The following is a 22,658-nucleotide window of genomic DNA, read 5'->3' as shown; positions in this document are numbered from 1 at the left end:
GGCCGGTCGCGGGGCGCGGTCGACAACCGGGCCGGGCGCGAGATCGGCGTCGCGGCCGTTCATCAGGCCTTCCGCCCGACGCCGCCGAAGCTGATGAAGCGCGCCGCGCCCTCGTCGACGTCCTCGGGCGACTCCGGCCGCCACAGCGGCAGCCGCGCCACGCCGGGCTCGACCAGGTCGAAGCCGTCGAACATGCCCTCGATCTCGTGCTGCCGCCGGAAGCACATCTCGCTGACGCCCCGGTTGTAGACGCCGCGCGCGTCGTCCCACGCCGGGTCCCAGTCGCCCTCCTCGAACCCGGCGTGCGAGATCGCCAGGTAGCTGCCGTCCGGCAGCGCGTCGCGGTAGTCGCCCACGATCCCGCGCGGGTCCTCGGCGTCGGGCACGAAGTGCAGCAGCGCGATCATCAGCACGCCGATCGGCTCGTCGAAGTCCAGCAGCCCCTGCACCTCGGGCGAGGCCAGCACCTGCTTGGCGTCGCGCACGTCGGTCTGCAGGACGTTCACCAGCTCGTTCCCGGTGAGGATGGCCCGGCTGTGCGCGACCGCGACGGCGTCCATGTCGACGTACACGACGCGGGCGGACGGGTCGGTGGCCTGGGCGATCTCGTGCACGTTGCCGACCGTGGGGATGCCGGAGCCCAGGTCGAGGAACTGGCGGATGCCCCGCGACAGCATGAACCGCACGGCCCGGCGCAGGAACGCCCGGTGGTTGAGCACGATGCTCTTGATCACCGGCACGTCCCCGAGCACCTTGTCCGCGACGGCCCGGTCGACGGCGAAGTTGTGCGCCCCGCCGAGCCAGTAGTCGTAGACCCGGGCGATGCTCGGGCGGGCCAGGTCGATGTCGCCCGGCGCCCAGTTGGGCCGATCCACGCTCTCCACCCGGAAGCTCTCCTCTGACGTGCTCGTGTTCCCACCGTTGCGGTGACACCCACATCATGGGCCAATCCGGTGAGTTAGCACACCGTCGGTTCGCGCGAGTTCTTCAATCACCCACCCCCGATCTGATCACCGGGAAGAATGACGGCCTTGTGAAGCACCTGTGGATCGCGGGCGCGGTCGTCTCGGTGGCGGCGCTGGTCTGGCTCATGATCAAGCACCGCCGGCGGCGTGGCCTGGTCAAGCCTGTCGTGCTCGGCGCCATCGGCGCGTTCCTGCTGGTCACGGGCTGGCTGTTCGCCACCGACGCGGCGGCGCCGAAGCAGGAGGCGATCAAGACCGGCGGCTTGGCCGCGGGCGCCATCGTGGCCCTGTACGCGCTGTGGCTCAACGACCGCCGGCGGCGCACGGACGAGGACCGGCAGCGGATCGAGTCCAAGCGGCAGGAGCTGGAGATCGAGCGGGCCGAACACGACCGGTCGCGGGTCGCCGACGAGCGGTTCGCCCGATCGGTGGAACTGCTCGGTCACGACGCGGAGCAGGTCCGGGTCGGCGCGATGCACGCCCTGGCGGGGCTGGCGCGGTCGCGCCAGGAGTACACCCAGACCGTGCTCGACGTGCTGTGCGCGTACCTGCGGCGGCCGTTCGACGTGACGCGGGAGGGCGACGGGCTGGTGCGGGACGAGCGCGAGCTGGAGGTCCGGCTCACCGCGCAGCGGCTGGTCGCCGACCTGCTGCCCCGGGCCGACCTCGACGCCGCCCCGCGCTACAACCTGGACCTGACCCGGGCCTACCTGGAGTACTTCGACCTGTCCCACCGGCAGGTCGGCGACCTGGTCCTGCGCGCCGCGCACCTGCGCGAGTCGAACTCGTTGCACCACGCGGTCGTGCGCGGCGGCGCCTGGTTCACCGACGCCACCAGCGACGGGCGGCTGCACCTGCACGACATGGTGCTGCACGGCAAGGCGTGGTTCAGCCGGTTCAGGTGCCGCCAGGCCGCCGACTTCACGGCGACGAGGTTCCTCGGCCCGGCCAAGTTCGCCGGGGTCGCGTTCACCGGGCCGGTCACGTTCGAGGGCGGCGAGTTCGCCGAACCGGTCGACTTCGAGGACGCGAGGTTCGCCGGCGGCCTGACCCTGCGGCTCGCGAAGCCCGTCGAAGCGCGCAAGCGGGGCCTGCGGGTGTCCCTGGAGCACCCGAACGCCCTGCCCGACGGCTGGGTGGTGGAGGGCCGCGAGGACGGCGGCCTCGGACTGGTCAGGAGCTGACGTGCGGGGACGCTGGTTGCTGGTCGCGAGCGTGCTCGCCGCGATCGTGGTGACGGTCGCGACGGCCGCGGCGCTGATCCTGGTCGACCCGGGGCAGCCGAAGGCGGAGGCGATCAAGACCGGCGGGCTGGCCGGCGGCGCGATCGTGGCCCTGTACGCGCTGTGGCTCAACGACCGGCGGCGGCGCACCGAGGAGGCGCGGCACGAGCTGGAGGGCGCGAAGGTCGCCCTGGAGAGCGAGAAGGCAGCCGACGAGCGGTTCGCGCGGGCCGTGGAGCTGCTCGGCAACGAGGCCGACCAGGTCAGGGTGGGCGCGATGCACGTGCTCGCGGGCCTGGCCCACACCACGCCGCGCTACAAGCAGACCGTGCTCAGCGTGCTGTGCGCGTACCTGCGGCGGCCGTTCGAGCACGCGTCCCTCGAGGAGCAGCCCGATGACCCCGACCAGGCGTTCTTCGGCGAGCAGCGCGCGGTCGAGCCGGCCCAGGACCACGAGATGACCGTCCGGATGACCGCGCAACGGCTCATCACGGACCTGCTGCCCTGGGGCGAGGACCCCGACGACACGCCCTACCAGCTGGACCTGACGGGGGCGAAGCTCGTGCACTTCCGGCTGGAGGGCCGCCGGTTCGGCCGCCTCGTCGCCCGCCGCGCGCAGTTCTACGGCATCACGCGGTTCGCGGAGGCCGTGCTCACCAAGCCCGCGCTGTTCTCCGGCGCCGCGTTCCACGGGCGGGTGGACTTCCGGGACGGCAGGTTCGACGGCGGCATCTCGTTCCAGGACGCCGCGTTCGCCCGGGAGGTCGACGTCGGCGGGGCCAGGGTCGGCACCTTCCTGCACGTCCCGCCGCGACCGCCGGCGGAGCTGGTCGGCACGCTCGAGGTGTCGGCGGGCACCGCGTTCCGCAACGACCCGGCGGGCTGGCGGCTAACCGGCGACGGGCAGCCCCCGGCCCGCCTCCAGGACCATGTCCAGCAGGACTGACGCCGCCGCGCTCACCGTCGGCGTGGTGACGACGAGGGTCTCCGCGGTCGGCGCGTCGAGCAGCTCCACGAACCGCGCCCGGGTCTGCTTGGCCGCGAACGACGCCGGCACCAGCGCCACCCCGAGCCCGAAGCCGACGAAGTCCAGCAGCGAGTGCACGTCGTTGACCTCGACCGCGACCCGCCGGTCCACGCCGGCGGTGGCCAGCGCGCGGTCCACGTCGTCGCGCGTGCCCCAGTCGGGGTTGAAGTCCACGAACGCCTGACCGGAGAGCTCGGCCAGCCGCACCGACTCCCGTTCGGCGAACGGCAGCTCCGGCGCGCACGCCAGCACCAGCGGTTCACTCGACAGGGTGGACACCGCGAGGTCGTCGGCCGCCCGGCCGGACGTGACGAACGCGAGGTCCAGCCGACCGGCCCGGACCAGGTCGACCAGCTCGCCGGAGCCCGCCTGCCGCAGCCGCAGCTCGACGCCGGGGTGCAGCTCGTGGAACCGGGCCAGCACGGCGGGCAGGTGCACGGCGTGCAGGCACTGGATGCTGCCGACGGCCAGCGTGCCGCGCAGCAGCCCCTGGACGGCCGCCACCGCGTCCCGCGCGGCGTCGATCGTGCCGAGCACGCGCCGCGCCTCGACCAGCAGGGCGCGCCCGGCCTGGGTCAGCTCCACCTGGCGGGTGCTGCGCACGAACAGCGGCGCGCCCAGCTCCACCTCCAGCGCCCGGATCGACGCGGAGAGCCCCGATTGGGCGACGTGCATGCGCCGCGCGGCACGGGTGAAGTGGCACTCCTCGGCCACGGCCACGAAGTACTCGAGCTGGCGGAGTTCCACGATTCATCACCCGTACTGCTGAATGGCATCAGGTTCTTCTGTTGGACAGCTTAATGCCCACCGCCCAAGCTGGGGGCGCACCAGTACGACAGACGGAGGTATGCCAACCATGCTGACTCGCCGAATCGGAGGGGTCGAGGTCAGCGCCATCGGCCTGGGCGCGATGCCGATGTCGCTCGAAGGCCGCCCCGACCGGGCCCGGTCGATCGAGACGATCCGCACCGCCCTGGACAAGGGCGTCACGCTGATCGACACCGCGGACGCGTACTCGGCCGACGACAGCGACTTCGGGCACAACGAGGAGCTGATCGCCGAGGCGCTCAAGGGCGTCGACGGCGTCATGGTCGCCACCAAGGGCGGTCACACCCGCGTGCCCGGCGGCGGCTGGGAGGTCGACGGCCGCCCGGAGTACCTGAAGGCGGCGTGCGAGGCGTCGTTGCGCCGGCTCGGCGTGGACGCGATCGACCTCTACCAGTTCCACCGGCCCGACCCGGCGGTGCCGACCGCCGAGTCCGTCGGCGCGCTGGCCGAGCTGCTGGACGCGGGCAAGATCAAGCTCGCGGGCGTGTCGAACTTCGACCCCGCGCAGATCCGCGAGGCGAACGACGTCCTCGGCGGCCGGCTGGCGAGCGTGCAGAACCAGTTCTCGCCCGCGTTCCGCTCCAGCGAGCCGGAGCTGGAGCTGTGCGCCGAGCTGGGCATCGCGTTCCTGCCGTGGAGCCCGCTCGGCGGCATCAGCGCGGCCGGGCAGCTGGGCGAGCGGTTCGGCGTGTTCGCCGAGGTCGGCCGGGCGCACGGGGCGAGCCCGCAGCAGGTCTGCCTGGCCTGGATGCTCGCCAAGGCGCCGCAGGTGGTGCCGATCCCGGGCTCGTCGCGGCCGGCGAGCATCGCCGACTCGGCGGACGCGGTGCACCTGCGGCTGTCCGAGGAGGAGCTGAAGCGCCTGGACGGGTGACACCCAGCGGATGCGGCGGCGGACGTCCGGCCTGACGATCTAGGCCGGACGTACCAGCCCTGCCGACCGAATGGGGGCGTTGATGGCTACGCACACCCGGCTGCGCACCTTGATCACCCGACTGGGTGCCGTCACGATCACGTTGGCGATCGTCCCGGCGCCTGACGCCCGAGCGCTGCCCGAAGGGTCCGCGGACCACTTCGCGGGCTCGCAGATCGCCGAGCACGAGGGCGGGGGCCGGGCCGCGCGGTCCCGGCCCCTCCTCGAGGGCTCCGTTCCCGGCATGGACGTCAGCAGCCACCAAGGCGACGTCGACTGGGCCAGGGCGTGGGCGGACGGCGCCCGGTTCGCCTACGTCAAGGCCACCGAGGGCACGGGGTACCGCAACCCGCACTTCACCCAGCAGTACAACGGCTCCTACGACGTCGGCATGATCCGCGGCGCCTACCACTTCGCGCTGCCGGACCGGTCGGACGGCGCGGCGCAGGCCGACTTCTTCGCCTCCAACGGCGGCGGCTGGTCCCGCGACGGCAAGACCCTGCCCGGCGCGCTGGACATGGAGTACAACCCCTACGGCGACACGTGCTACGGCCTGGGCCAGGCCGCGATGGGCGCGTGGGTGCGCGCGTTCAGCGACCGCTTCTTCGCGCGGACCGGCCGGCACCCGACCATCTACACGTCCACCACCTGGTGGAACCGGTGCGTCGGCGAGGCGGACCGGTTCGGCGACACGAGCCCGCTGTGGGTGGCGCACTACGCCGACGAGCTCGGACCGCTGCCGAACGGGTGGGCCTACGAGACGATCTGGCAGTGGCGGGCGGCCGGGCTGTTCCCGGGCGACCAGAACCTCTTCAACGGCAACGACGAGCAGTTGCTCAGGGTGGCGCTGGGGTAGCGCCGTTGCTCCGTTTTCGTGACTAATTAACAAGAACCTTGGTGAACTGGTTAGCCGTGCCGCACACTGCCCAACGAGTCAACCCCCTGCACTGGCTCGAGGAGTCACCCATGAACCTCGCACGCACCACCACCGCTCTCCTGACCGGCATCGGACTGGCCGTGCTCGGCTTAACCGCACCCGGATCAGCCAACGCCGCCCAGGCCGCGCCCGTCGTCGAAGACCACGCCATGGGCTCGCAGATCGCCAAGCACGAAGGCGGCGGCGACCGGCGCGTCGTCATCCCGACCGATCCGAGCGCCCAAGCCGTCGTGTACGGCATCGACGTCAGCGGACACCAGGGCAACGTCGACTGGAACTACTGGTGGGGACAGGGCAAGCGGTTCGCCTACGTCAAGGCCACCGAGAGCACCACCTACCGGAACCCGTACTTCGCCCAGCAGTACAACGGGTCCTACAACGTCGGCATGATCCGCGGCGCCTACCACTTCGCGCTGCCCGACCGGTCCGCCGGCGCCACCCAGGCCGACTACTTCGTCAACAACGGCGGCGGCTGGTCCCGGGACGGCAAGACCCTGCCCGGCGCGCTGGACATGGAGTACAACCCCTACGGCTCCACGTGCTACGGGTTGTCCAAGGCGAGCATGACGTCGTGGATCCTGTCGTTCAGCGACCGCTACCACGCCCGCACCGGCCGCTGGCCGGTCATCTACACCTCCACCAGCTGGTGGAGCCAGTGCGTGAGCGGCGACTTCAGCTCCACCAACCCGCTGTGGGTCGCGCGCTACTCGTCCACCGTCGGCACCCTGCCCTACGCGTGGCCGTTCTACACGATCTGGCAGTACTCGTCCTCGCCGATCGACCAGAACCAGTTCAACGGGGCCTACGACCGGCTCCAGGCGCTGGCCAACGGCTGATCCCCGCACCGGGGTGGTCGGCCGGGCCCGCGCCCGGCCGACCACGTCGGCACGTCAGTCGAACAGCGCCGGGAGGGTGCCCTCCCAGGCTTCGCGCAGCTCGGCCAGCGGCAGCGAGCCCAGCTCCTGGACCTCCAGCGCGTCGGACTCCGGGTCCACCACGCCGACCTTGCGCCACGGCAGGCCGCGCGCGGTGCACATGTCGGTGAACCGCAGCTCCTCCGTGCGCGGCACGGCGACCAGCACGCGGGCCGTCGACTCGCTGAACAGCTCGGTGAACAGGTCGCCCTCGAGGAACACCCGCGCGCCGACCTCGCCGATCAGGCACGTCTCCACCAGCGCCTGCGCCAGGCCGCCGTCGGACAGGTCGTGCGCGGCGGACAGCATGCCGTCACGCGAACCGGCCACCAGCACCTCGCCGAGCAGCTTCTCCCGCGCCAGGTCCACCTTGGGCGGCAGACCGCCCAGGTGCCCGTGCACGACGTGCGCCCACTCCGAGCCGCCGAACTCCTCGCGCGTCTCGCCGAGCAGCAGCAGCGTCTCGCCCGCCTCCGCGCCGATCCCCGTCGGGATGCGGCGGCGGACGTCGTCGATCACGCCGAGCACGCCCACCACCGGCGTCGGCAGGATCGCCGTCGAACCGGTCTGGTTGTAGAAGCTGACGTTGCCGCCGGTCACCGGGATGCCCAGCTCGGCGCACCCGTCCGCGAGGCCCTTCACGGCCTGCTCGAACTGCCACATCACCGCCGGGTCCTCCGGCGAGCCGAAGTTCAGGCAGTTCGTGACCGCGACCGGCGTCGCGCCCGTGGTGGCCACGTTCCGGTAGGCCTCGGCCAGCGCCAGCTGGGCGCCCGCGTACGGGTCCAGCTTGGCGTAGCGGCCGTTGCAGTCCGTGGACAGCGCCACGCCGCGGTTGGTCGACTCGTCGATCCGGATCATGCCCGAGTCGGCGGGCTGCGCGAGCACCGTGCCACCGCGCACGTACCGGTCATACTGCTGGGTCACCCACCGCTTCGACGCCAGGTTCGGCGACGCGGCCATGGACTTCACCAGCGGCAGCAGCTCGGCCGCGGCGGGCCGGGCCAGCCGGTCCGGCGTGTCGGCCTGCAAAGCGTCCTGGTCGGCCGGGCGCTCGATCGGCCGGTCGTACACCGGGCCCTCGTGCGCCACCGTGCGCGGCGGCACGTCCAGCACGACCTCGTCGTGCCAGGTGATCACCAGCCGGTCGCCCTCGGTGACCTCGCCGATCTCGGTCGCGATGACGTCCCACTTCGCGCAGACGGCCATGAACGCGTCCAGGTCCTCCGGCCGCACGACCGCGCACATGCGCTCCTGCGACTCGCTGGACAGGATCTCCGCCGGCGTCATGCCCGTGGCGCGCAGCGGCACCCGGTCCAGGTAGACGTGCATGCCGCCGTCACCGGCGCTGGCCAGCTCCGACGTCGCGCACGCCAGGCCCGCGCCGCCCAGGTCCTGGATGCCGACCACGATGCGCTCGGCGAACAGCTCCAGGCAGCACTCGATGAGCACCTTCTCGGTGAACGGGTCGCCCACCTGCACGCTGGGCAGCTTCTTGCGCTTGCCCGCCGTGTCGTCGAACGTCTCGCTGGCCAGCACCGACACGCCGCCGATGCCGTCCAGGCCCGTGCGGGCGCCGAACAGGATGACCTTGTTGCCGGTGCCCGAGGCGTGCGCCAGGTGCAGGTCCTCGACCCGCATCGCGCCCACGCACAGCGCGTTGACCAGCGGGTTGCCCGCGTAGGTCGCGTCGAACACGACCTCGCCGCCGATGTTGGGCAGGCCGAGGCAGTTGCCGTAGCCGCCGACGCCGGCCACGATGCCCGGCAGCACGCGGCGGGTGTCCGGCGCGTCGGCCGGGCCGAACCGCAGCGGGTCCATCACGGCCAGCGGGCGCGCGCCCATCGCCAGGATGTCGCGCACGATGCCGCCCACGCCCGTCGCCGCGCCCTGGTACGGCTCGACGTAGGACGGGTGGTTGTGGCTCTCGGCCTTGAACGTGATCGCCCAGCCGTCGCCGATGTCGACCACGCCCGCGTTCTCGCCGATGCCCGCGAGCATCTTCGCGCGCATCTCGTCGGTGGTCGTGTCGGAGAAGTACTTCAGGTGCACCTTGGACGACTTGTAGGAGCAGTGCTCGCTCCACATCACCGAGTACATGGCCAGCTCGGCGTCCGTGGGGCGGCGACCCAGGATGTCCTTGATGCGGGCGTACTCGTCGTCCTTCAGGCCCAGCTCCTTGTACGGCTGCTCCTGGTCGGGCGTGCTCTCGGCGTTCTTGACGGTGTCGACGGTCATCAGGCCTTCACCACCGAGTCGACGAGGGACAGGAACATGCCGAGGCCGTCGTCGGTCGGCCCGGTGAGCGCGTCGATCGCGTGCTCGGGGTGCGGCATCAGGCCGACGACCCGGCCGTTGGCGCTGGTGATGCCCGCGATGCCGTTGCGGGAGCCGTTCGGGTCGTCGCCGACGTAGCGGAACACCACCCGGCCCTCGCCCTCCAGCTCGTCCAACGTGGACCGGTCGGCCTGGTAGCCGCCCTCGCCGGACTTCAGCGGCACGAGGATCTCCGCGCCCTGGTCGTAGCGGGACGTCCAGGCGGTCGAGTTGTTCTCGACCTTCAGCCACTGGTCGCGGCACACGAAGTGCAGCTTGTGGTTGCGGATGAGCGCGCCCGGCAGCAGGTGCGCCTCGCAGAGGATCTGGAAGCCGTTGCAGATGCCCAGGACCGGCATGCCCTTCCTGGCCGCGTCCACGACTTCCTGCATGACCGGGGCGAACCGGGCGATCGCGCCGCAGCGCAGGTAGTCGCCGTAGGAGAACCCACCGGGCACGATGACCGCGTCGACGCCCTTCAGGTCGTGATCGGCGTGCCAGAGCTTGACCGCCTCCCCGCCCGCATACCGGACCGCGCGCTCGGCGTCGACGTCGTCCAGCGTGCCGGGGAACGTGATGACCCCGACCCTCATGCCTCCACCCGCCTCACGACCCAGTCCTCGATGACGGGATTGGCGAGGAAGGTCTCGGCGATCTTCGCGAGCGTGGCGTCGTCGACGTCGTCGGCGACCTCCAGCTCGAAGTGCTTGCCCTGGCGGACACTGGTGATTCCGTCGAACCCGAGACGGGGCAGCGCGTTGGCCACCGCCTGTCCTTGCGGGTCGAGGATTTCGGGCTTCGGCATGACGTCGACGACGACTCGGGCCACGACAGGCTGCTCCAAGCTAGGAGGGCTGGCGGTACTCGCGGAGCCTACCTGACCTGTGTGTTCATCAACTTCGCACGTGGTGGGCAGCACACGTTCACCTGGGATCACCCGATCGTGATGCCGCGTTCCAGTGCCGGTTCCTGCTAACCTGATCTCGCCGAGGCCCCGTAGGCCGAGGAAGTGAGCACGGCACCCGTCCGGACGGTCGGCGGCCGTGCTTCGCGCTTTCTAGGGCCAATCACGCCGAATCACGGAACCGATCACCGGGGCGACGCGACGGCTCCAGTCGCCACCCGCGCCGTAGCTCCACGCGGCGATGTCGGCCAACCACAACAGCGGTTCGAGCGCGCTGTCGAAGTGCTCGTACAGAAGTCCTCTGTCCCGCGGGCGTTTGCCGGAGGCATCTCGGATCGTCCGGATGTCGTGCTGGTCGCGACCGGGCCGGCTGTCGAGCACGAGTCGCCGCGCATCGACGTCGAGCAGGTCGTCCACCAACCGGATCAAGCACGTTGGCGAGCCGCTTCCTCGCTCCGCCGACAATCGGCGTGATGGAGAGCGACCCGCACCTCCAACTCCACCACCCTGGACAGGATCGACTTCCGCCGTTGCGGCGTCTCGCGCTGGAAGTGCAACTCACGCTGGCCGGGAAAGAGCAGGCTTCGCAGTGCCGTGCGCAGGCGGACCAGATCGCTCAGGCCGACCAGCGCCGCAGCGAGGAAGTACGTGTCTTTTCGGCGTGATTCATCCACAAAAGCTTGCACAGCCACAGGGGCTTATCGGCACTTGCCCCACTCAGCTGGAGCCATTCGCCCCGGACGTGTCCCGCGTGGACCACTGGTACCGGAAACGGTGGATCGGGAATTCGATTCCGGTGCGCCTTCCCGTTGAGTTCGGAGCAGGCGAGGCCCGGTGAGCCGAGGAAGTGCGCACGGTCCCCTCCGGACGGTCGGTGGGCGTGCTCGCGCTTTCCGGCCGAGGTGGGCGTTCGCCATCGGCGGACGTGGTGGCGGCGCGGCCGGGGGCACCGCAGGGTGGGGACCATGCGCATCCTGGTGCTCGGCGGAACGGTGTTCCTCAGCAAGGCGACGGCCGCCGAAGCGGTGCGGCGGGGGCACGAGGTGGTGTGCGCGGCCCGGGGGGAGTCCGGGCAGGTGCCCGACGGCGCGGTGCTCGTGGCCGTGGACCGGGACGTCGACCTCGGGCCGTTGGAGGGCGCCCGCTTCGACGCGGTGGTGGACGTGGCGAAGATGTCGGTCACCTGGGTCCGCCGGGCGTTGCGGGCGGTGACCGCGGACCACTGGACGTTCGTCTCCAGCTGCTCCGTCTACGCCGACCACTCCACCCCCGGCGCCACGGCCACCCTGGACCCGCTGGAGGACGACCCCGACGCGCCCATGTCGTCCGACCGCTACGGCGCGGTCAAGGTGGCCGGTGAGCACGCCGTCCGGGACGCCGTCGGCGACCGCGCGTTCATCGTCCGCGCCGGCCTCATCACCGGCCCCGGCGACCCGAGCGACCGGTTCGGGTACTGGCCCGACCGGCTGTCCCGGGGCGGCCGGGTCGCCGTGCCCGACGCGCCGGACCAGCCCGCGCAGCACGTCGACGTGCGCGACCTCGCCGCCTGGATCGTGGACGCCGCCGAGCGGCGCACCACCGGCACCTACGACGCGATCGGGCCGGCCAACCCGTTGTCGCTGGTGCTGGGCGAGATCGCGGGCGCCGTCGCGCCGCCGGGCACGGTGCTGGTCCGCATCCCCGAGCCGGTCCTGCGGCGGCACGGGGTCGAGCCGTGGGTGGGGCCGCGATCCCTGCCGCTGTGGCTGCCGCCGTCGCACCGGGCGATGATGTTCCGCGACGCGGGCCCCGCGCTGGCCGCCGGGCTGCGGGTCCGGCCCACGGCCGAGACGGCGGTGGACGCGGTGGCCTACGAGCGGACCCTCGACCCGGACCGCACCCGACGCGCGGGCCTGCCGCCGGACGTCGAGGACGCCCTGCTGCACGACGTGGACTGACCGACACGGACCGACACGGACCGACGCCGACCGGCCGCGTCGACCGGGCGACGCGGGATGGGCGACCGTCCCCGGAGCGGAGTAGAACTTCTCCTCGAGGACCGGGAGACCGGACGAGAGGAGCGCTCATGCTGATCGCCCACTTCGGGCACTCGTGCCTGCTGGTCGACACCGGCGCCGCGCGGCTGCTGTTCGACCCCGGCGCGTTCTCGTCGGGCTTCGAGGTGGTCGAGGGCCTGGACGCGATCCTGGTCACGCACGAGCACCGCGACCACGTGGACCCCGACAAGCTGGCCGCGGTCCGCGCGGCCAACCCCGGCGCCCGGCTGGTCGCCCCGTTCGACCTGGCGGGCGCGGAGGTCGTCGCGCCGGGTGACGCGCTGGAGTTCGGCGGCACGGTCGTCAGCGTCCTCGACGCGCCGCACGAGGTCATCCACGAGCGGGTCGAGCTGCCGGTGAACGTCGGCTACCTGGTCGACCACGGCGCGTTCTACCACCCCGGCGACTCGCTGAAGGTGCCCGAGCAGCGCGTCGACGTCCTCGGCCTGCCCACGGCCGCGCCCTGGATGAAGGTGTCCGACGCGGCGGACTTCCTGGCCCGGGTCGGCCCGCGCAAGGCCGTGCCGATCCACGAGGCGATCCTGGCGCGGACCGAGATCTTCTACCGCGTCCTGGTCGGCACCGCGCCCGAGGGCGTCGAGGTCGTCGTGCTGCCCCGCGGCGAGGCGGTCGAGCTGTAGGTCGTGGGCGACGCGCCGTGGCCCAGGGCCAGGTCGACGGCCTCCAGCAGCACCTCGCGCGGTCCGAGCCGGTCGAGGTCCGCCGCGTCGACGCCGATCCGCACGAGCCCGCCGCGCCGCGCCGCCCGGCCCACGCCGAGCAGGTAGCTCCAGTGCTCGTCGAGCATCCGCACCCGGCCCGGCCGCACGTCGCCGGTGCGCAGGTCGCGCACGCCCGCCACGTCGGCGCACATCGCGAACCGGTGCCGGCGCAACGCGGCCACCGTGCCGGGTGAGGCGGGCCTGCCGGGCGGCGCGAACAGGTCCGTGGCCAGCCCCGACCGCGCCACCGCGGCCCGCGCGGCGACCAGCCGCAGGCCCGCTTCGTGCGCGGGCAGCGCGGAGCCCCCGCGGGGGAACGCGGCCCGGCGCGCGGGCTCCGGCCGGAGGTCGAGACCGTGCAGCACCAGCGCGTCGCCGGCGGCGACCCGGCTCAGCACCCACTCCGACGTGGCGCCGGGCACCGCGTCGCGCGGCGCGACGAGCAGCGACAACGGCACCCGCCGCCGGTCCAGCTCGGCGGCGAGGCCGGCGCACCGGGCGAGCGTGCTCGGCCCGATGCCGGACAGCGAGACCACGAGTTCGGCGACCACGCCACCAGTGCGCCGCACCGGGGTGTCGGCCGCTCGAAGACGAGGTGACGGCCGGGTGCGGAGCCGGCGAACTATCGCGCGCCGGTCCCCTCGGGGGCGGGCCAGTCCGCGAACGAGCGGCCGGTGATCCGCTCGTACGCCTGCACGTACCGCGAGCGGGTGGCGGCCACGACGTCGTCGGGCAGCGGGGGCGGCGGGGTGTCGGACGCCCGGTCCCAGCCGGAGGCGGGCGAGGTCAGCCAGTCGCGCACGTACTGCTTGTCGAACGACGGCTGCACGCGCCCCGGCTCGTACCCCTCCAGCGGCCAGTACCGCGACGAGTCCGGCGTCAGCACCTCGTCGCCGAGCACCAGCGCGCCGGACCGGTCCAGGCCGAACTCGAACTTGGTGTCCGCCAGGACCACGCCGCGCGACCGGGCGAACTCCCGGGCCGCGCCGTAGACCTCCAGGGTGGCCTCGCGCAGCCGGGCCGCCAACGAGGCGCCCACCTGCGCTTCGACGTGCTCGAACGACACGTTCTCGTCGTGCGCGCCGAGCTCGGCCTTGGTCGCCGGGGTGAAGATCGGCGGCGTCAGCTCCGAGGCCTCGACCAGGTCGGGCGGCAGCTCGACGCCGCACACCGACCCGGTCCGCCGGTACTCGGCCATGCCCGACCCGGTCAGGTAGCCGCGCGCCACGCACTCCACCTGGACCATCTCCAGCCGCCGCACGAGCAGCGCCCGGCCGCGCACCTCGGCGGGGATGCGCGGGTCGTCCCACGCCACCAGGTGGTTGGGCGCCAGGTCCGCGAACCGCTCGAACCAGAACACGCTCATCGCGGTGAGCACGCGTCCCTTGTCGGGGATCTCCGTGGTCAGCACGTGGTCGTAGGCGGAGATCCGGTCGGACGCCACGAACAGCAGCAGGTCCTCGTCCACCTCGTGGACCTGGCGGACCTTGCCTGCGGCGACCTGGCGGTAGTCAGCGAGCTTGGGCACGGCCGAAGCGTACTTGTCCCAGCTCGTGGGCCGCCCTTCCCACCTGCGGCAAGATGCCTCCCATGCGTGCACCCGGACTGATACTCGCCGTGACCGCCGTCCTCGCGGTCGCCTGCGCCCCCGCGGACGAGACCACGACGCCGACCAACCAGGTGGACGGCGTGGCCTGCACGAAGGACAAGCTGCCGACGCTCACCGCGGGCAAGATCACCTTCGGCACGGACCAGCCCGCGTACGAGCCGTGGTTCGTGGACGACGACCCGACCAACGGCAAGGGCTTCGAGTCCGCGGTCGCCTACGCGCTGGCCGAGGAGCTGGGGTACGCGAAGACCGACGTGGTGTGGACGCGGGTGCCGTTCAACGCGGCCATCCAGCCGGGCCGCAAGACCTACGACATGGACCTGAACGAGTTCTCGATCACCGAGGAGCGCAGGCAGGCCGTCGACTTCTCCGCGCCGTACTACGACGTGGACCAGGCCGTGATCACGCTGGACTCGTCCAAGGCCGCGTCGGCGAAGACGCTGGCGGACCTCAAGCGGGTCAAGATCGGCGCGCAGGTCGGCACGACCAGCTTCGACGCCGCCCAGCGCCTTCAGCCCGAGCAGGACGTGGCCGTCTACAACACCAACGACGACGCCAAGGCCGCGCTGCGCGCCGGGCAGATCGACGCGCTGGTGGTGGACCTGCCGACCGCGTTCTACATCACGTCGGCGGAGTTGGAGGACGGCCTGATCGTCGGCCAGATCCCGGCGGGCGACGGCAAGCCCGAGCAGTTCGGCATCGTGCTGGACAAGGGCAGCCCGCTCACCGCGTGCGTCTCGACGGCGGTGGAGAACCTGCGCACCGAGGGCACGCTGACCAGGATCGAGCAGGAATGGCTGTCCTCCGCGGGCACCGCACCCGAGCTGAAGTGACCAGCGAGCTGCAGCGGGAGCGCTCGGCCTACAAGCGCTCCCGCTCGCGGCGGTCCACCCTGGTCGCCCTGCTGTCGACCGCCGTGTTCGCCGTCGCGGTCGGCGTCGGCGTCACCGGCGCGCCCGGCTGGCCGCGGGTGCGCCAGTCGTTCTTCGACGTGGAGATGGCGTGGCGGTCGCTGCCCGCGATCCTCGAAGGGCTCTGGCTGAACCTGCGCGTGCTGGCGGTGTGCGGCGTGCTGATCGTGGTGCTGGCGCTGCTCGTGGCGACGATGCGCACGCTGCGCGGCCCCGTGTGGTTCCCGCTGCGGGCGCTGGCCACGGTGTACGTGGACCTGTTCCGCGGCCTGCCGCTGATCATCCTGCTGTACCTGGTCGGGTTCGGCCTGCCCGCGTTGCGGCTGACCGGCGTGCCCAACGACTCCGTGGTGCTCGGCGGCGCGGCGCTCGTGCTCGCCTACACCGCGTACGTGGCCGAGGTGTTCCGCGCCGGCATCGAGTCCGTCCACCCCTCGCAGGTCGCGGCGGCGCGGTCGCTCGGCCTGGGTCCGCGCGCGACGTTGCGGCTGGTCGTGCTGCCGCAGGCGGTGCGGCGGGTGATGCCCGCGCTGCTCAACGACTTCGTGGCGCTGCAGAAGGACTGCGGGCTGATCTCCGTGCTCGGCGCGGTGGACGCGGTGCGCGCGGCGCAGATCGAGCACGCCCGGGCGTTCAACTTCACCCCGTACGTGGTGGCGGGGCTGCTGTTCGTGCTGCTCGCGGTGCCCACGGCGCGGTTCGCCGACGCCCTGGGCCGCCGGCTGGAACGCCGTCAGGGGGGACGATGACCGACCCGGTGCTCAGCGTGCGCGGTGTCGTGAAGCGCTACGGCGAGCGCACCGTGCTGGACGGGATCAGCCTCGACGTGCGCGAGCACGAGGTCGTGGCCGTGATCGGGTCGTCCGGCTCGGGCAAGTCGACCCTGCTGCGCTGCGTGAACCTGCTGGAGGAGCTGGACGACGGCCAGGTGCTGCTCGACGGGGTGGACGTGTCCGACCCGCGGGTGGACGCCGACGTGGCCCGGCGCGGCATGGGCATCGTGTTCCAGGCGTTCAACCTGTTCCCGCACATGAGCGTGCTGGACAACGTCACCCTCGCGCCGCGCGTGGTGCACGGCGTGCCCCGCGGCGAGGCGGAGCGCAACGCCCTGGACCTGCTGGACCGGGTGGGTCTCGCGGACCGGGCGCGCAGCTACCCGGAGCGGCTGTCCGGCGGGCAGCAGCAGCGGGTGGCGATCGCGCGGGCGCTGGCCTACTCGCCGCGGTTGCTGCTGCTGGACGAGATCACCAGCGCGTTGGACCCGGAACTGGTCGGCGAGGTGTTGGCGCTGGTCAGGGAGCTGGCGGAAAGCGGGCGGACGATCTTGATGGCCACCCACGAGATGGGGTTCGCCCGGCAGGTGGCCGACCGCGTGGTGTTCCTCGACGGCGGCAGGCTGGTCGAGTCCGGACCGCCCGGGCAGGTGCTCGGCGAGCCCGTGCACCCGCGCACCCGGCAGTTCCTCCGGCGGATCATCGAGGCAGGCCGCCTTTAGGCCGCTCGGGAGACTCCACTTGGGGTATCGGACGAGTGACCCCTACTCTGCTTGGCGTGGTCCATCCGAAGGCATTTGTGGCACCCGTCGCGGCGAGCGGCGGACTGCTCCTGCTGCTGCTCACGGGAGCCTGCGCGCGGCCGTCGGCGAGCCCGGAGCCGGTGGTGCTCCCGACGGTGTCCAGCTCGGCGCCGGTGACCTCGATCCCGGCGGTGGCGAACATCTCCGTGCGCCCGGCGGTCACCACCACCACGCCGCCGCCACCGCCACCTCCGACTGTCGACGCGACGACCGAACCGCCGCCACCGCCTCCGGTGGACGTCCAACCGCCGCCCCGGCAGACGACCGAGCCGACCACCACCCCACCCCGGTTCGACCAGGTGGCCCTGGAGGGCTTCCCGTGCGACGAGGAGGGCGCGACGGCGGTCGACCCGGCGGGCCGCCGCCTGGTGTGCGAGCCCACCCGCCGCGGCCGCCTGGTGTGGGACAGGGTCTGATTGCCGCTGCTCCGCAGACGGCGGGCTCGGTCGCCAGGAAGTCGACCGTTCGCGCCCTCGCGTGGGGTCCGAGCGCCGGCGCAGCCCGGGTTGGGGGCAGGGCGGCTAGAGGATCGGTTCCGGGACGTAGCCGGCGGCGGCCGGGTACTCGGCCAGCACGTCCTCGACCTGCCGCACGACATCCGCGACCTGGTGCTCCGCCACGCCGGTGAACGACAGGCGGTCGGCCAGCAGGTCGTCCAGGGCGGCGCGGTCCAGCGGCAGGCGGTCGTCGGCGGCGAACCGGTCCAGCAGGTCGTTCTCGGCCAGGCCCTGCTCGCGCATCGCCAGCGCCACCGCGACCGAGTGCTCCTTGATGACCTCGTGCGCGGTCTCCCGGCCGACACCCGCGCGGATCGCCGCCATCAGCACCTTCGTGGTCGCCAGGAACGGCAGGTAGCGGTCCAGCTCGCGGGCGACGACCGCCGGGTACGCGCCGAACTCGTCCAGCACCGTGATGAAGGTCTCCAGCAGGCCGTCGAAGGCGAAGAACGCGTCCGGCAGCGCGACCCGGCGCACCACCGAGCACGACACGTCGCCCTCGTTCCACTGGTCGCCGGACAGCTCGCCGACCATGGACAGGTAGCCGCGCAGGATGACCGCGAAGCCGTTGACCCGCTCGCACGACCGGGTGTTCATCTTGTGCGGCATCGCGCTGGAGCCGACCTGGCCCGGCTTGAAGCCCTCGGTGACCAGCTCGTGGCCCGCCATCAGCCGGATCGTCTTGGCCAGCGACGACGGGCCCGCGGCCAGCTGCACGAGGGTCGACACGACGTCGAAGTCCAGCGACCGCGGGTAGACCTGGCCGACGCTGGTCAGCACGGTGGTGAAACCGAGGTGGCCCGCGACGCTCCGCTCCAGCTCGACCAGCTTGTCCCGGTCGCCGCCGAGCAGGTCCAGCATGTCCTGGGCGGTGCCGACGGGGCCCTTGACGCCGCGCAGCGGGTAGCGGGCGATCAGCTCGTCCAGCCGGCGGAACGCGGCCAGCAGCTCGTCGGCGGCGGTGGCGAAGCGCTTGCCGAGCGTGGTGGCCTGGGCGGCCACGTTGTGCGAGCGGCCGGCCATCACCAGGTCGGTGTGCTCGGCGGCGCGGCGGGCCAGGCGGGCCAGCACGGCCGCCGTCTTCCCGCGCACGTGCTCCAGCGACCGCAGCACCTGCAGCTGCTCGACGTTCTCGGTGAGGTCGCGCGAGGTCATGCCCTTGTGCACGTGCTCGTGCCCGGCCAGCGCGTTGAACTCCTCGATGCGCGCCTTCACGTCGTGCCGGGTGACGCGCTCGCGCCCGGCGATGGACGCCAGGTCGACCTGCTCTACCACCCGCTCGTAGTCCGCGACGGCCTCGGCGGGCACGTCGAGGCCGAGCTCGGCCTGCGCCTTCAGCACGGCGAGCCACAGCCGCCGCTCCAGCACGATCTTGTGCTCGGCGGACCACAGCGTGGCCAGCTCGGTGGAGGCGTAGCGACCGGCGAGGACATTGGCGATGCGGGGCTTGACCGTCACGTGACCAGCTTATTTCGCCACGACGGGCGCCCGGACGCCGGGGAGCGTCACGACGCGGCGAGGTCCGGGTCGGTGGCCAGCGAGACCAGCTGCTCGTACCCCAACGCCACCTGCTCCCGCGCCTCGCCGCCCGCGGGCGGCTCGTAGCCGAACCCCGTGGCCTCCACCACCGAGCCGTCCACGCGGAAGTGCGACACGGTGTGCATGACGCCCTGGGGGTCCGCGCCCTGGGGGTCCGGCACGGCGGTGGTGCGCCACGTGGACGTCACGTAGCTGCCGTCGGCCCGGAGGACCGGCTCCTCGCACCCCGCCTCGGCGCAGTACTCGCCCCGGGTCACCCCGGACGAGGAGGGGACGAGCCGCACCAGCACCCTGCTCGCGCCGACGCCGTCGACGAAGCTCAGCCACGCGTAGAGCTGCTCCGGCGGGCTGCCGGTCGTATCCGCCGACACCACCTTCGCGTAGGGCGCGACCTCGACGAACTTCTTGCTCAGGTACAGCGGGACGTGGCTCTTGGCGGTCCCGGCGGTGGCGGGCGGCCGGATCAGGGCCGGCGGCGACGTCGAGGCCTGCGCCGGGACCGGGGTCCGGGTCGTCGCGGCCCCCGTGGTCGTCAGCACCGGGCCGCCGGCCGCGTCGACGGCGCGCCGCTGGTCGAGGACGCCGGGCAGGGCCAGCACCGTGCCGGTGAGGGCGAGCGTCGCCACCGCCACGGCCACCAGCGCCCGTCGACGCCTGCGCACGTGCTGGGCGCGGCGGATCAGCTCGTCGGCGTCGAAGTCCAGCGGCGGCTCGTCACCGACCGCGGCCCGCAGCCCTTCCCGCAGGTCCGCCTCGCTCACGACGCCACCACCGCCCCTCGCTCCAGTTCCTCGACCGCCGCGCGCAGCGCCACCAGCCCGCGCGCGGTCTGGCTCTTGACCGTGCCCTCGGTGCACCCCATCGCCACCGCGACCTCGCTCACCGGCAGGTCCTCGAAGTACCTCAGCACCAGCACGGCCCGCTGGCGCGGCGGCACCCGCAGCAGCGCCGCGTGCACCAGGTCCCGCGCCCACAGCCGTTCACCCGTCCGGTCCGGGTCCGCCGCGAGGTCGGCCACGTCCGGCACCTCGCCGTCGCGCTGCTCGGCCCGCCGCCACGGTCTGCGCTTCTCGTCCAGCCACGTGCGCAGCAGCACCTTGCGGGCGTACCCGGACGCGGTGTCCCGCCACTCGATGCGGTGCCACGCCTGGTAGAGCTTGAGCAGGCTGGCCTGCATCAGGTCCTCGGCCGTGTGCCAGTCGCCGCAGAACAGGTACGCGGTGCGCCGCAGCGAAGCGGCGTGGCTCACCGCGAACTCGCGGAAGCCCTGTTCGTCGGCCGTGCGCATGCGATCCGGTCCCCTTCCGCGCCCCACCCCTTAAACGCGGTCGGGTGTCAGGGGGGTTGCATCGACTTGCCGAGCATCCGCCGGGCGGCCGCCCTGGGGTCCGGGCTGATCTCGATGAGCGCGTTCACCACGGCGCCGTCGACCAGCGCGATCAGCTCTTCCACGCGTTCCCGGCCGACCGGCCGGCCGGCGCGGGCGAAGATGTCGAACAGCAGGGAGTGCAGCTCGCCGGACATCCGGCGCATCAGCGGCCGCAGGTAGGGCCGCCTGCCGGTGGCGACCAGGCGCTCGTAGCGCAGCAGCACGGCTTCGGCGTCGCGGTCGCCGACCGGGCCGAGCAGCAGGTCGAGCACCAGCTCGACGAACGCGTCGCCGCCGCACTCGCGCGGGTCCAGCTCGTCCAGCCTGGCCTTGCCGTAGGCCAGCTCGGCCTCGCCCTGGAACTCCAGGGCGGCGGTCACCAGGTCGTCGAGCGAGTCGAAGTAGTAGGTGGTGGAGGCCAGCGGCAGGCCCGCGCGCTCGGCGACGGCGCGGTGCCGGATCGCGTCGAAGCCGCCGTCGACCAGGAGGCCGGCGGCGGCTTCGACCAGCGCCTGGCGCCGGCGTTCGCCCTTCGGCGTTGCGGCTGTCATTGCAGGGAAGGTACTAGTGCCCGCCACCGGCCAGGTTGAGGCCGATGACGCCGCTGACGATGAGGCCGAGGGAGACCAGCTTGATCGTGCTGACGCCGTCGCCGAGCCAGACCATGCCGATCACGGCGGTGAGCGCCGCGCCGATCCCGGTCCACACCGCGTACGCCGGCCCGGCGGGCAGCTGCTTCATCGCCCAGGCCAGCCCGGCGAAGCTGATCAGCGCGAACACCGCGAACGCCGCGGTCCACCACAGCCTGCTGAAGCCGTCGGACAGCTTCAGCGCGACCGCCCAGCCGGCCTCGAAGAAGCCGGACACGATGAGCACGGCCCACGCCATAACGACCACCTCCCAATCTGGCACAACCGTACCAAATTTGTGGTACGCAAGTACTAGAATGCCTGGTGATCCCGGTCTCCGCGACTCAGAAGCGGGCGGCGAGCCGGTCCGCGAGCTCCGCCAGGTCGTCCGCCAGCGGACCCTCCGACGAGCCCTGCGCCGGCCTGCTCAGCACGTGCAGCTCCTCGCCACCGGACGTCCTCGCGCTCGCGTGCGCCCCGGAACCGGCCGTCACCTGCGCGGCGGCGCCCTCCCGGGCGAGCACCGCGGACACCGTGCCGTAGACGTCGCCGTCGCGCACGAGGAAGCTCGCGCCCCGCGCGTCGGTCGGGCAGTCGGCCACGGCGGGCGCGGCCTGCTCCGCGTTGGCGACCGAGAGCTCGTCGGCGAGGGCGACGGCGAGCTCCCGGTCCACCTCAACGCACCCGCGTTGGGCGCTGCCGGCCAACGTGCGACCGGCGCTCCCCGATGGATCGTCCCCCTGCGTAGACGGGTCCTCGGGGATGCTCTCGGGCGGATTTCCACCGCTGCGGTCGGCCGGCGCGTCCTTCGACAGCACTTCCGGCTCGCCCGCGCTGAAAGGAGTGACCACGTTAGGGGACGAAGCGTGCTCAGCGGAACCCGCGGCGGCCGTGTCGCTGCTCGTGTTCCGCGCGAAGTTCGCGGAGAGCACCAGACCGCCGAACACGAGCACGAGCGCCACGGCGGAGCCGAGCGCGACGGCCGACCTGCGCCGGGCGGTCGCCCGCGCCGAGGCCGACCGGACCGCGTCCACGTCGAAGGACGGGGGCGGCGCGTCACCGGCCGCGTCGCGGAACAGCTCGCCGAGCTTCTGCTCGTCCACCTACCTCCTCCTCCCGCTCACGACGCCGGCCGCAAGTCGTCGATCGTGTCGCCCAACGCCTCGCGGAGGGCTTCCAGCCCCCTGGAGGTCTGGCTCTTCACCGTGCCCTCGGAGCACCCGAGCGCCTCGGCCGCCGCCGCGACGTCCAGGCCCTCCAGGAACCTGAGCACGAGCACCGCCCGCTGCCTCGGCGGCACCCGCCGCAAGCCCGCGACCAGCGCCTCGCGCGTCGCCACCGAGTCGGCCACCTCGCCGTCGCCCGAGGGCCGCTCCGGGACCTCGTCCACGAAGCGCTCCCGCCGCCACGGCCGGCGCGACTCGTCGATCACCGCGCGCACCAGGGTCCGGCGGACGTAGGCGTCCAGGGCCTGCTTGTCCCGGACCTTGCGCCACCGGCGGTGCAGCGCGACGAACGCGGTCTGCGCGAAGTCGTCCGCCCGGTGCCAGTCACCACAGAGCAGGAACGCCGTTCGGCGCACGGCCTCCCGGCGAGCCACGAAGTACTCCGCGAACTCCTGCTCGTCGCGCTGATCCACGCGGACTCTCTCCGCTCGTCGTGCTTGCACTTACCGGACGGAACCGGTGGCGCCCACGGTTGCACGCCGGTTCACCGAGACTTGCGTCACCCCCCATCGTGGTA

At 72.6% G+C, this 22,658-nt stretch carries 27 protein-coding genes; 11 read left to right on the top strand and 16 right to left on the bottom strand.

The window, feature by feature from the left end; translation table 11 throughout:
* Positions 1-62 precede the first annotated feature (62 nt).
* Complete coding sequence (locus EDD40_RS24585) at positions 63-884, bottom strand: SAM-dependent methyltransferase (RefSeq protein ID WP_123745035.1); 822 nt, start codon at positions 882-884, stop codon at positions 63-65.
* Between the two features lie 149 nt (positions 885-1,033).
* Here EDD40_RS24585 and EDD40_RS24580 point away from each other — a divergent pair, with 149 nt between their 5' ends.
* Together EDD40_RS24580 and EDD40_RS24575 are read left to right on the top strand one after the other, a co-directional pair.
* Entirely contained in the window at positions 1,034-2,149 is a 1,116-nt protein-coding gene (locus EDD40_RS24580; protein WP_246037796.1) for a pentapeptide repeat-containing protein, read from the top strand.
* 1 nt (position 2,150) lies between these two features.
* The gene (locus EDD40_RS24575) at positions 2,151-3,134 is read left to right on the top strand and encodes a pentapeptide repeat-containing protein (protein ID WP_123745033.1); all 984 of its coding nucleotides are present in this window, start codon (positions 2,151-2,153) and stop codon (positions 3,132-3,134) included.
* On the opposite strand, the gene EDD40_RS24570 is transcribed toward EDD40_RS24575, so the two are convergent.
* Positions 3,078-3,962, bottom strand: coding sequence for a LysR family transcriptional regulator (locus tag EDD40_RS24570; RefSeq protein ID WP_123745032.1), 885 nt, complete (start codon positions 3,960-3,962; stop codon positions 3,078-3,080). The two genes, EDD40_RS24575 and EDD40_RS24570, sit on opposite strands and share 57 nt — an antisense overlap.
* A 109-nt stretch (positions 3,963-4,071) precedes the next feature.
* On the opposite strand from EDD40_RS24570, the gene EDD40_RS24565 reads away from it, so the two are divergent.
* The 3 genes from EDD40_RS24565 to EDD40_RS24555 all read left to right on the top strand — a co-directional run bounded on the left by EDD40_RS24565 (position 4,072) and on the right by EDD40_RS24555 (position 6,729).
* Complete coding sequence (locus EDD40_RS24565; protein ID WP_123745031.1) at positions 4,072-4,917, top strand: aldo/keto reductase; 846 nt, start codon at positions 4,072-4,074, stop codon at positions 4,915-4,917.
* Positions 4,918-4,999: 82 nt separating this feature from the next.
* A complete protein-coding gene (locus tag EDD40_RS24560) occupies positions 5,000-5,812 on the top strand; it encodes a lysozyme (protein WP_246037795.1) in 813 nt (270 codons plus the stop codon).
* A gap of 110 nt (positions 5,813-5,922) precedes the next feature.
* Positions 5,923-6,729, top strand: a complete 807-nt coding sequence (locus EDD40_RS24555; RefSeq protein ID WP_123745029.1) for a lysozyme — start codon at positions 5,923-5,925, stop codon at positions 6,727-6,729.
* Positions 6,730-6,783: 54 nt separating this feature from the next.
* Here the strand turns inward: EDD40_RS24555 and purL are convergent, their stop codons facing one another.
* From purL to EDD40_RS43725, 5 genes are all read right to left on the bottom strand, one after another.
* Positions 6,784-9,045: a phosphoribosylformylglycinamidine synthase subunit PurL gene (gene purL, locus EDD40_RS24550; protein WP_123745028.1), complete on the bottom strand. Its 2,262-nt coding sequence runs from the start codon at positions 9,043-9,045 to the stop codon at positions 6,784-6,786.
* On the bottom strand, positions 9,045-9,716 hold the full coding sequence (purQ, locus tag EDD40_RS24545) for a phosphoribosylformylglycinamidine synthase subunit PurQ (RefSeq protein ID WP_123745027.1): 672 nt from the start codon (positions 9,714-9,716) through the stop codon (positions 9,045-9,047). Before purQ ends, purL begins: the two co-directional genes overlap by 1 nt.
* Entirely contained in the window at positions 9,713-9,952 is a 240-nt protein-coding gene (purS, locus tag EDD40_RS24540) for a phosphoribosylformylglycinamidine synthase subunit PurS (protein WP_033428368.1), read from the bottom strand. The genes purQ and purS overlap by 4 nt, the downstream gene beginning before the upstream one ends.
* Positions 9,953-10,180: 228 nt before the next feature.
* Entirely contained in the window at positions 10,181-10,444 is a 264-nt protein-coding gene (locus EDD40_RS43730) for a hypothetical protein (RefSeq protein ID WP_246037794.1), read from the bottom strand.
* A gap of 8 nt (positions 10,445-10,452) precedes the next feature.
* A complete protein-coding gene (locus tag EDD40_RS43725; RefSeq protein WP_246037793.1) occupies positions 10,453-10,719 on the bottom strand; it encodes a hypothetical protein in 267 nt (88 codons plus the stop codon).
* A gap of 273 nt (positions 10,720-10,992) precedes the next feature.
* Here EDD40_RS43725 and EDD40_RS24530 point away from each other — a divergent pair, with 273 nt between their 5' ends.
* A complete protein-coding gene (locus tag EDD40_RS24530) occupies positions 10,993-11,964 on the top strand; it encodes an NAD-dependent epimerase/dehydratase family protein (protein WP_123745026.1) in 972 nt (323 codons plus the stop codon).
* A 128-nt stretch (positions 11,965-12,092) separates the two neighbouring features.
* Positions 12,093-12,704, top strand: a complete 612-nt coding sequence (locus EDD40_RS24525; protein ID WP_123745025.1) for an MBL fold metallo-hydrolase — start codon at positions 12,093-12,095, stop codon at positions 12,702-12,704.
* Here EDD40_RS24525 and EDD40_RS24520 read toward each other — a convergent pair.
* Both EDD40_RS24520 and EDD40_RS24515 read right to left on the bottom strand, forming a co-directional pair.
* A complete protein-coding gene (locus EDD40_RS24520) occupies positions 12,626-13,336 on the bottom strand; it encodes a polysaccharide deacetylase family protein (RefSeq protein ID WP_123745024.1) in 711 nt (236 codons plus the stop codon). The genes EDD40_RS24525 and EDD40_RS24520 overlap by 79 nt on opposite strands.
* Positions 13,337-13,407: 71 nt before the next feature.
* Positions 13,408-14,313: a phosphoribosylaminoimidazolesuccinocarboxamide synthase gene (locus tag EDD40_RS24515; protein ID WP_123745023.1), complete on the bottom strand. Its 906-nt coding sequence runs from the start codon at positions 14,311-14,313 to the stop codon at positions 13,408-13,410.
* Positions 14,314-14,375: 62 nt separating this feature from the next.
* On the opposite strand from EDD40_RS24515, the gene EDD40_RS24510 reads away from it, so the two are divergent.
* From EDD40_RS24510 to EDD40_RS24495, 4 genes are read left to right on the top strand one after another with little or no spacing between them, the layout of a single operon-like run.
* Positions 14,376-15,227, top strand: coding sequence for an ABC transporter substrate-binding protein (locus EDD40_RS24510; protein WP_123745022.1), 852 nt, complete (start codon positions 14,376-14,378; stop codon positions 15,225-15,227).
* Entirely contained in the window at positions 15,224-16,054 is an 831-nt protein-coding gene (locus EDD40_RS24505) for an amino acid ABC transporter permease (RefSeq protein ID WP_246037792.1), read from the top strand. The genes EDD40_RS24510 and EDD40_RS24505 overlap by 4 nt, the downstream gene beginning before the upstream one ends.
* On the top strand, positions 16,051-16,800 hold the full coding sequence (locus tag EDD40_RS24500) for an amino acid ABC transporter ATP-binding protein (RefSeq protein ID WP_123745020.1): 750 nt from the start codon (positions 16,051-16,053) through the stop codon (positions 16,798-16,800). The genes EDD40_RS24505 and EDD40_RS24500 overlap by 4 nt, the downstream gene beginning before the upstream one ends.
* Positions 16,801-16,856: 56 nt before the next feature.
* The gene (locus tag EDD40_RS24495; protein WP_148088904.1) at positions 16,857-17,297 is read left to right on the top strand and encodes a hypothetical protein; all 441 of its coding nucleotides are present in this window, start codon (positions 16,857-16,859) and stop codon (positions 17,295-17,297) included.
* Positions 17,298-17,402: 105 nt separating this feature from the next.
* On the opposite strand, the gene purB is transcribed toward EDD40_RS24495, so the two are convergent.
* The 7 genes from purB to EDD40_RS24460 all read right to left on the bottom strand — a co-directional run bounded on the left by purB (position 17,403) and on the right by EDD40_RS24460 (position 22,554).
* Positions 17,403-18,836, bottom strand: coding sequence for an adenylosuccinate lyase (gene purB, locus EDD40_RS24490; RefSeq protein ID WP_123745018.1), 1,434 nt, complete (start codon positions 18,834-18,836; stop codon positions 17,403-17,405).
* A 47-nt stretch (positions 18,837-18,883) separates the two neighbouring features.
* The gene (locus tag EDD40_RS24485; RefSeq protein ID WP_123745017.1) at positions 18,884-19,678 is read right to left on the bottom strand and encodes a hypothetical protein; all 795 of its coding nucleotides are present in this window, start codon (positions 19,676-19,678) and stop codon (positions 18,884-18,886) included.
* Positions 19,675-20,205: an RNA polymerase sigma factor gene (locus EDD40_RS24480; protein ID WP_123745016.1), complete on the bottom strand. Its 531-nt coding sequence runs from the start codon at positions 20,203-20,205 to the stop codon at positions 19,675-19,677. The genes EDD40_RS24485 and EDD40_RS24480 overlap by 4 nt, the downstream gene beginning before the upstream one ends.
* A 47-nt stretch (positions 20,206-20,252) precedes the next feature.
* Complete coding sequence (locus tag EDD40_RS24475) at positions 20,253-20,837, bottom strand: TetR/AcrR family transcriptional regulator (protein WP_123745015.1); 585 nt, start codon at positions 20,835-20,837, stop codon at positions 20,253-20,255.
* Positions 20,838-20,850: 13 nt separating this feature from the next.
* Positions 20,851-21,174: a DMT family transporter gene (locus EDD40_RS24470; RefSeq protein ID WP_123745014.1), complete on the bottom strand. Its 324-nt coding sequence runs from the start codon at positions 21,172-21,174 to the stop codon at positions 20,851-20,853.
* Positions 21,175-21,259: 85 nt separating this feature from the next.
* Complete coding sequence (locus EDD40_RS24465; RefSeq protein ID WP_123745013.1) at positions 21,260-22,018, bottom strand: hypothetical protein; 759 nt, start codon at positions 22,016-22,018, stop codon at positions 21,260-21,262.
* Between the two features lie 17 nt (positions 22,019-22,035).
* Positions 22,036-22,554, bottom strand: coding sequence for a SigE family RNA polymerase sigma factor (locus EDD40_RS24460; RefSeq protein WP_123745012.1), 519 nt, complete (start codon positions 22,552-22,554; stop codon positions 22,036-22,038).
* Between the last annotated feature and the right edge of the window lie 104 nt (positions 22,555-22,658).

This window comes from Saccharothrix texasensis (genome assembly GCF_003752005.1).
Classification (GTDB): Bacteria; Actinomycetota; Actinomycetes; order Mycobacteriales; family Pseudonocardiaceae; genus Actinosynnema; species Actinosynnema texasense.
The sequence above is the reverse complement of the archived record's forward strand: the minus strand, read 5'-3'. Positions and strand labels throughout refer to the sequence as shown.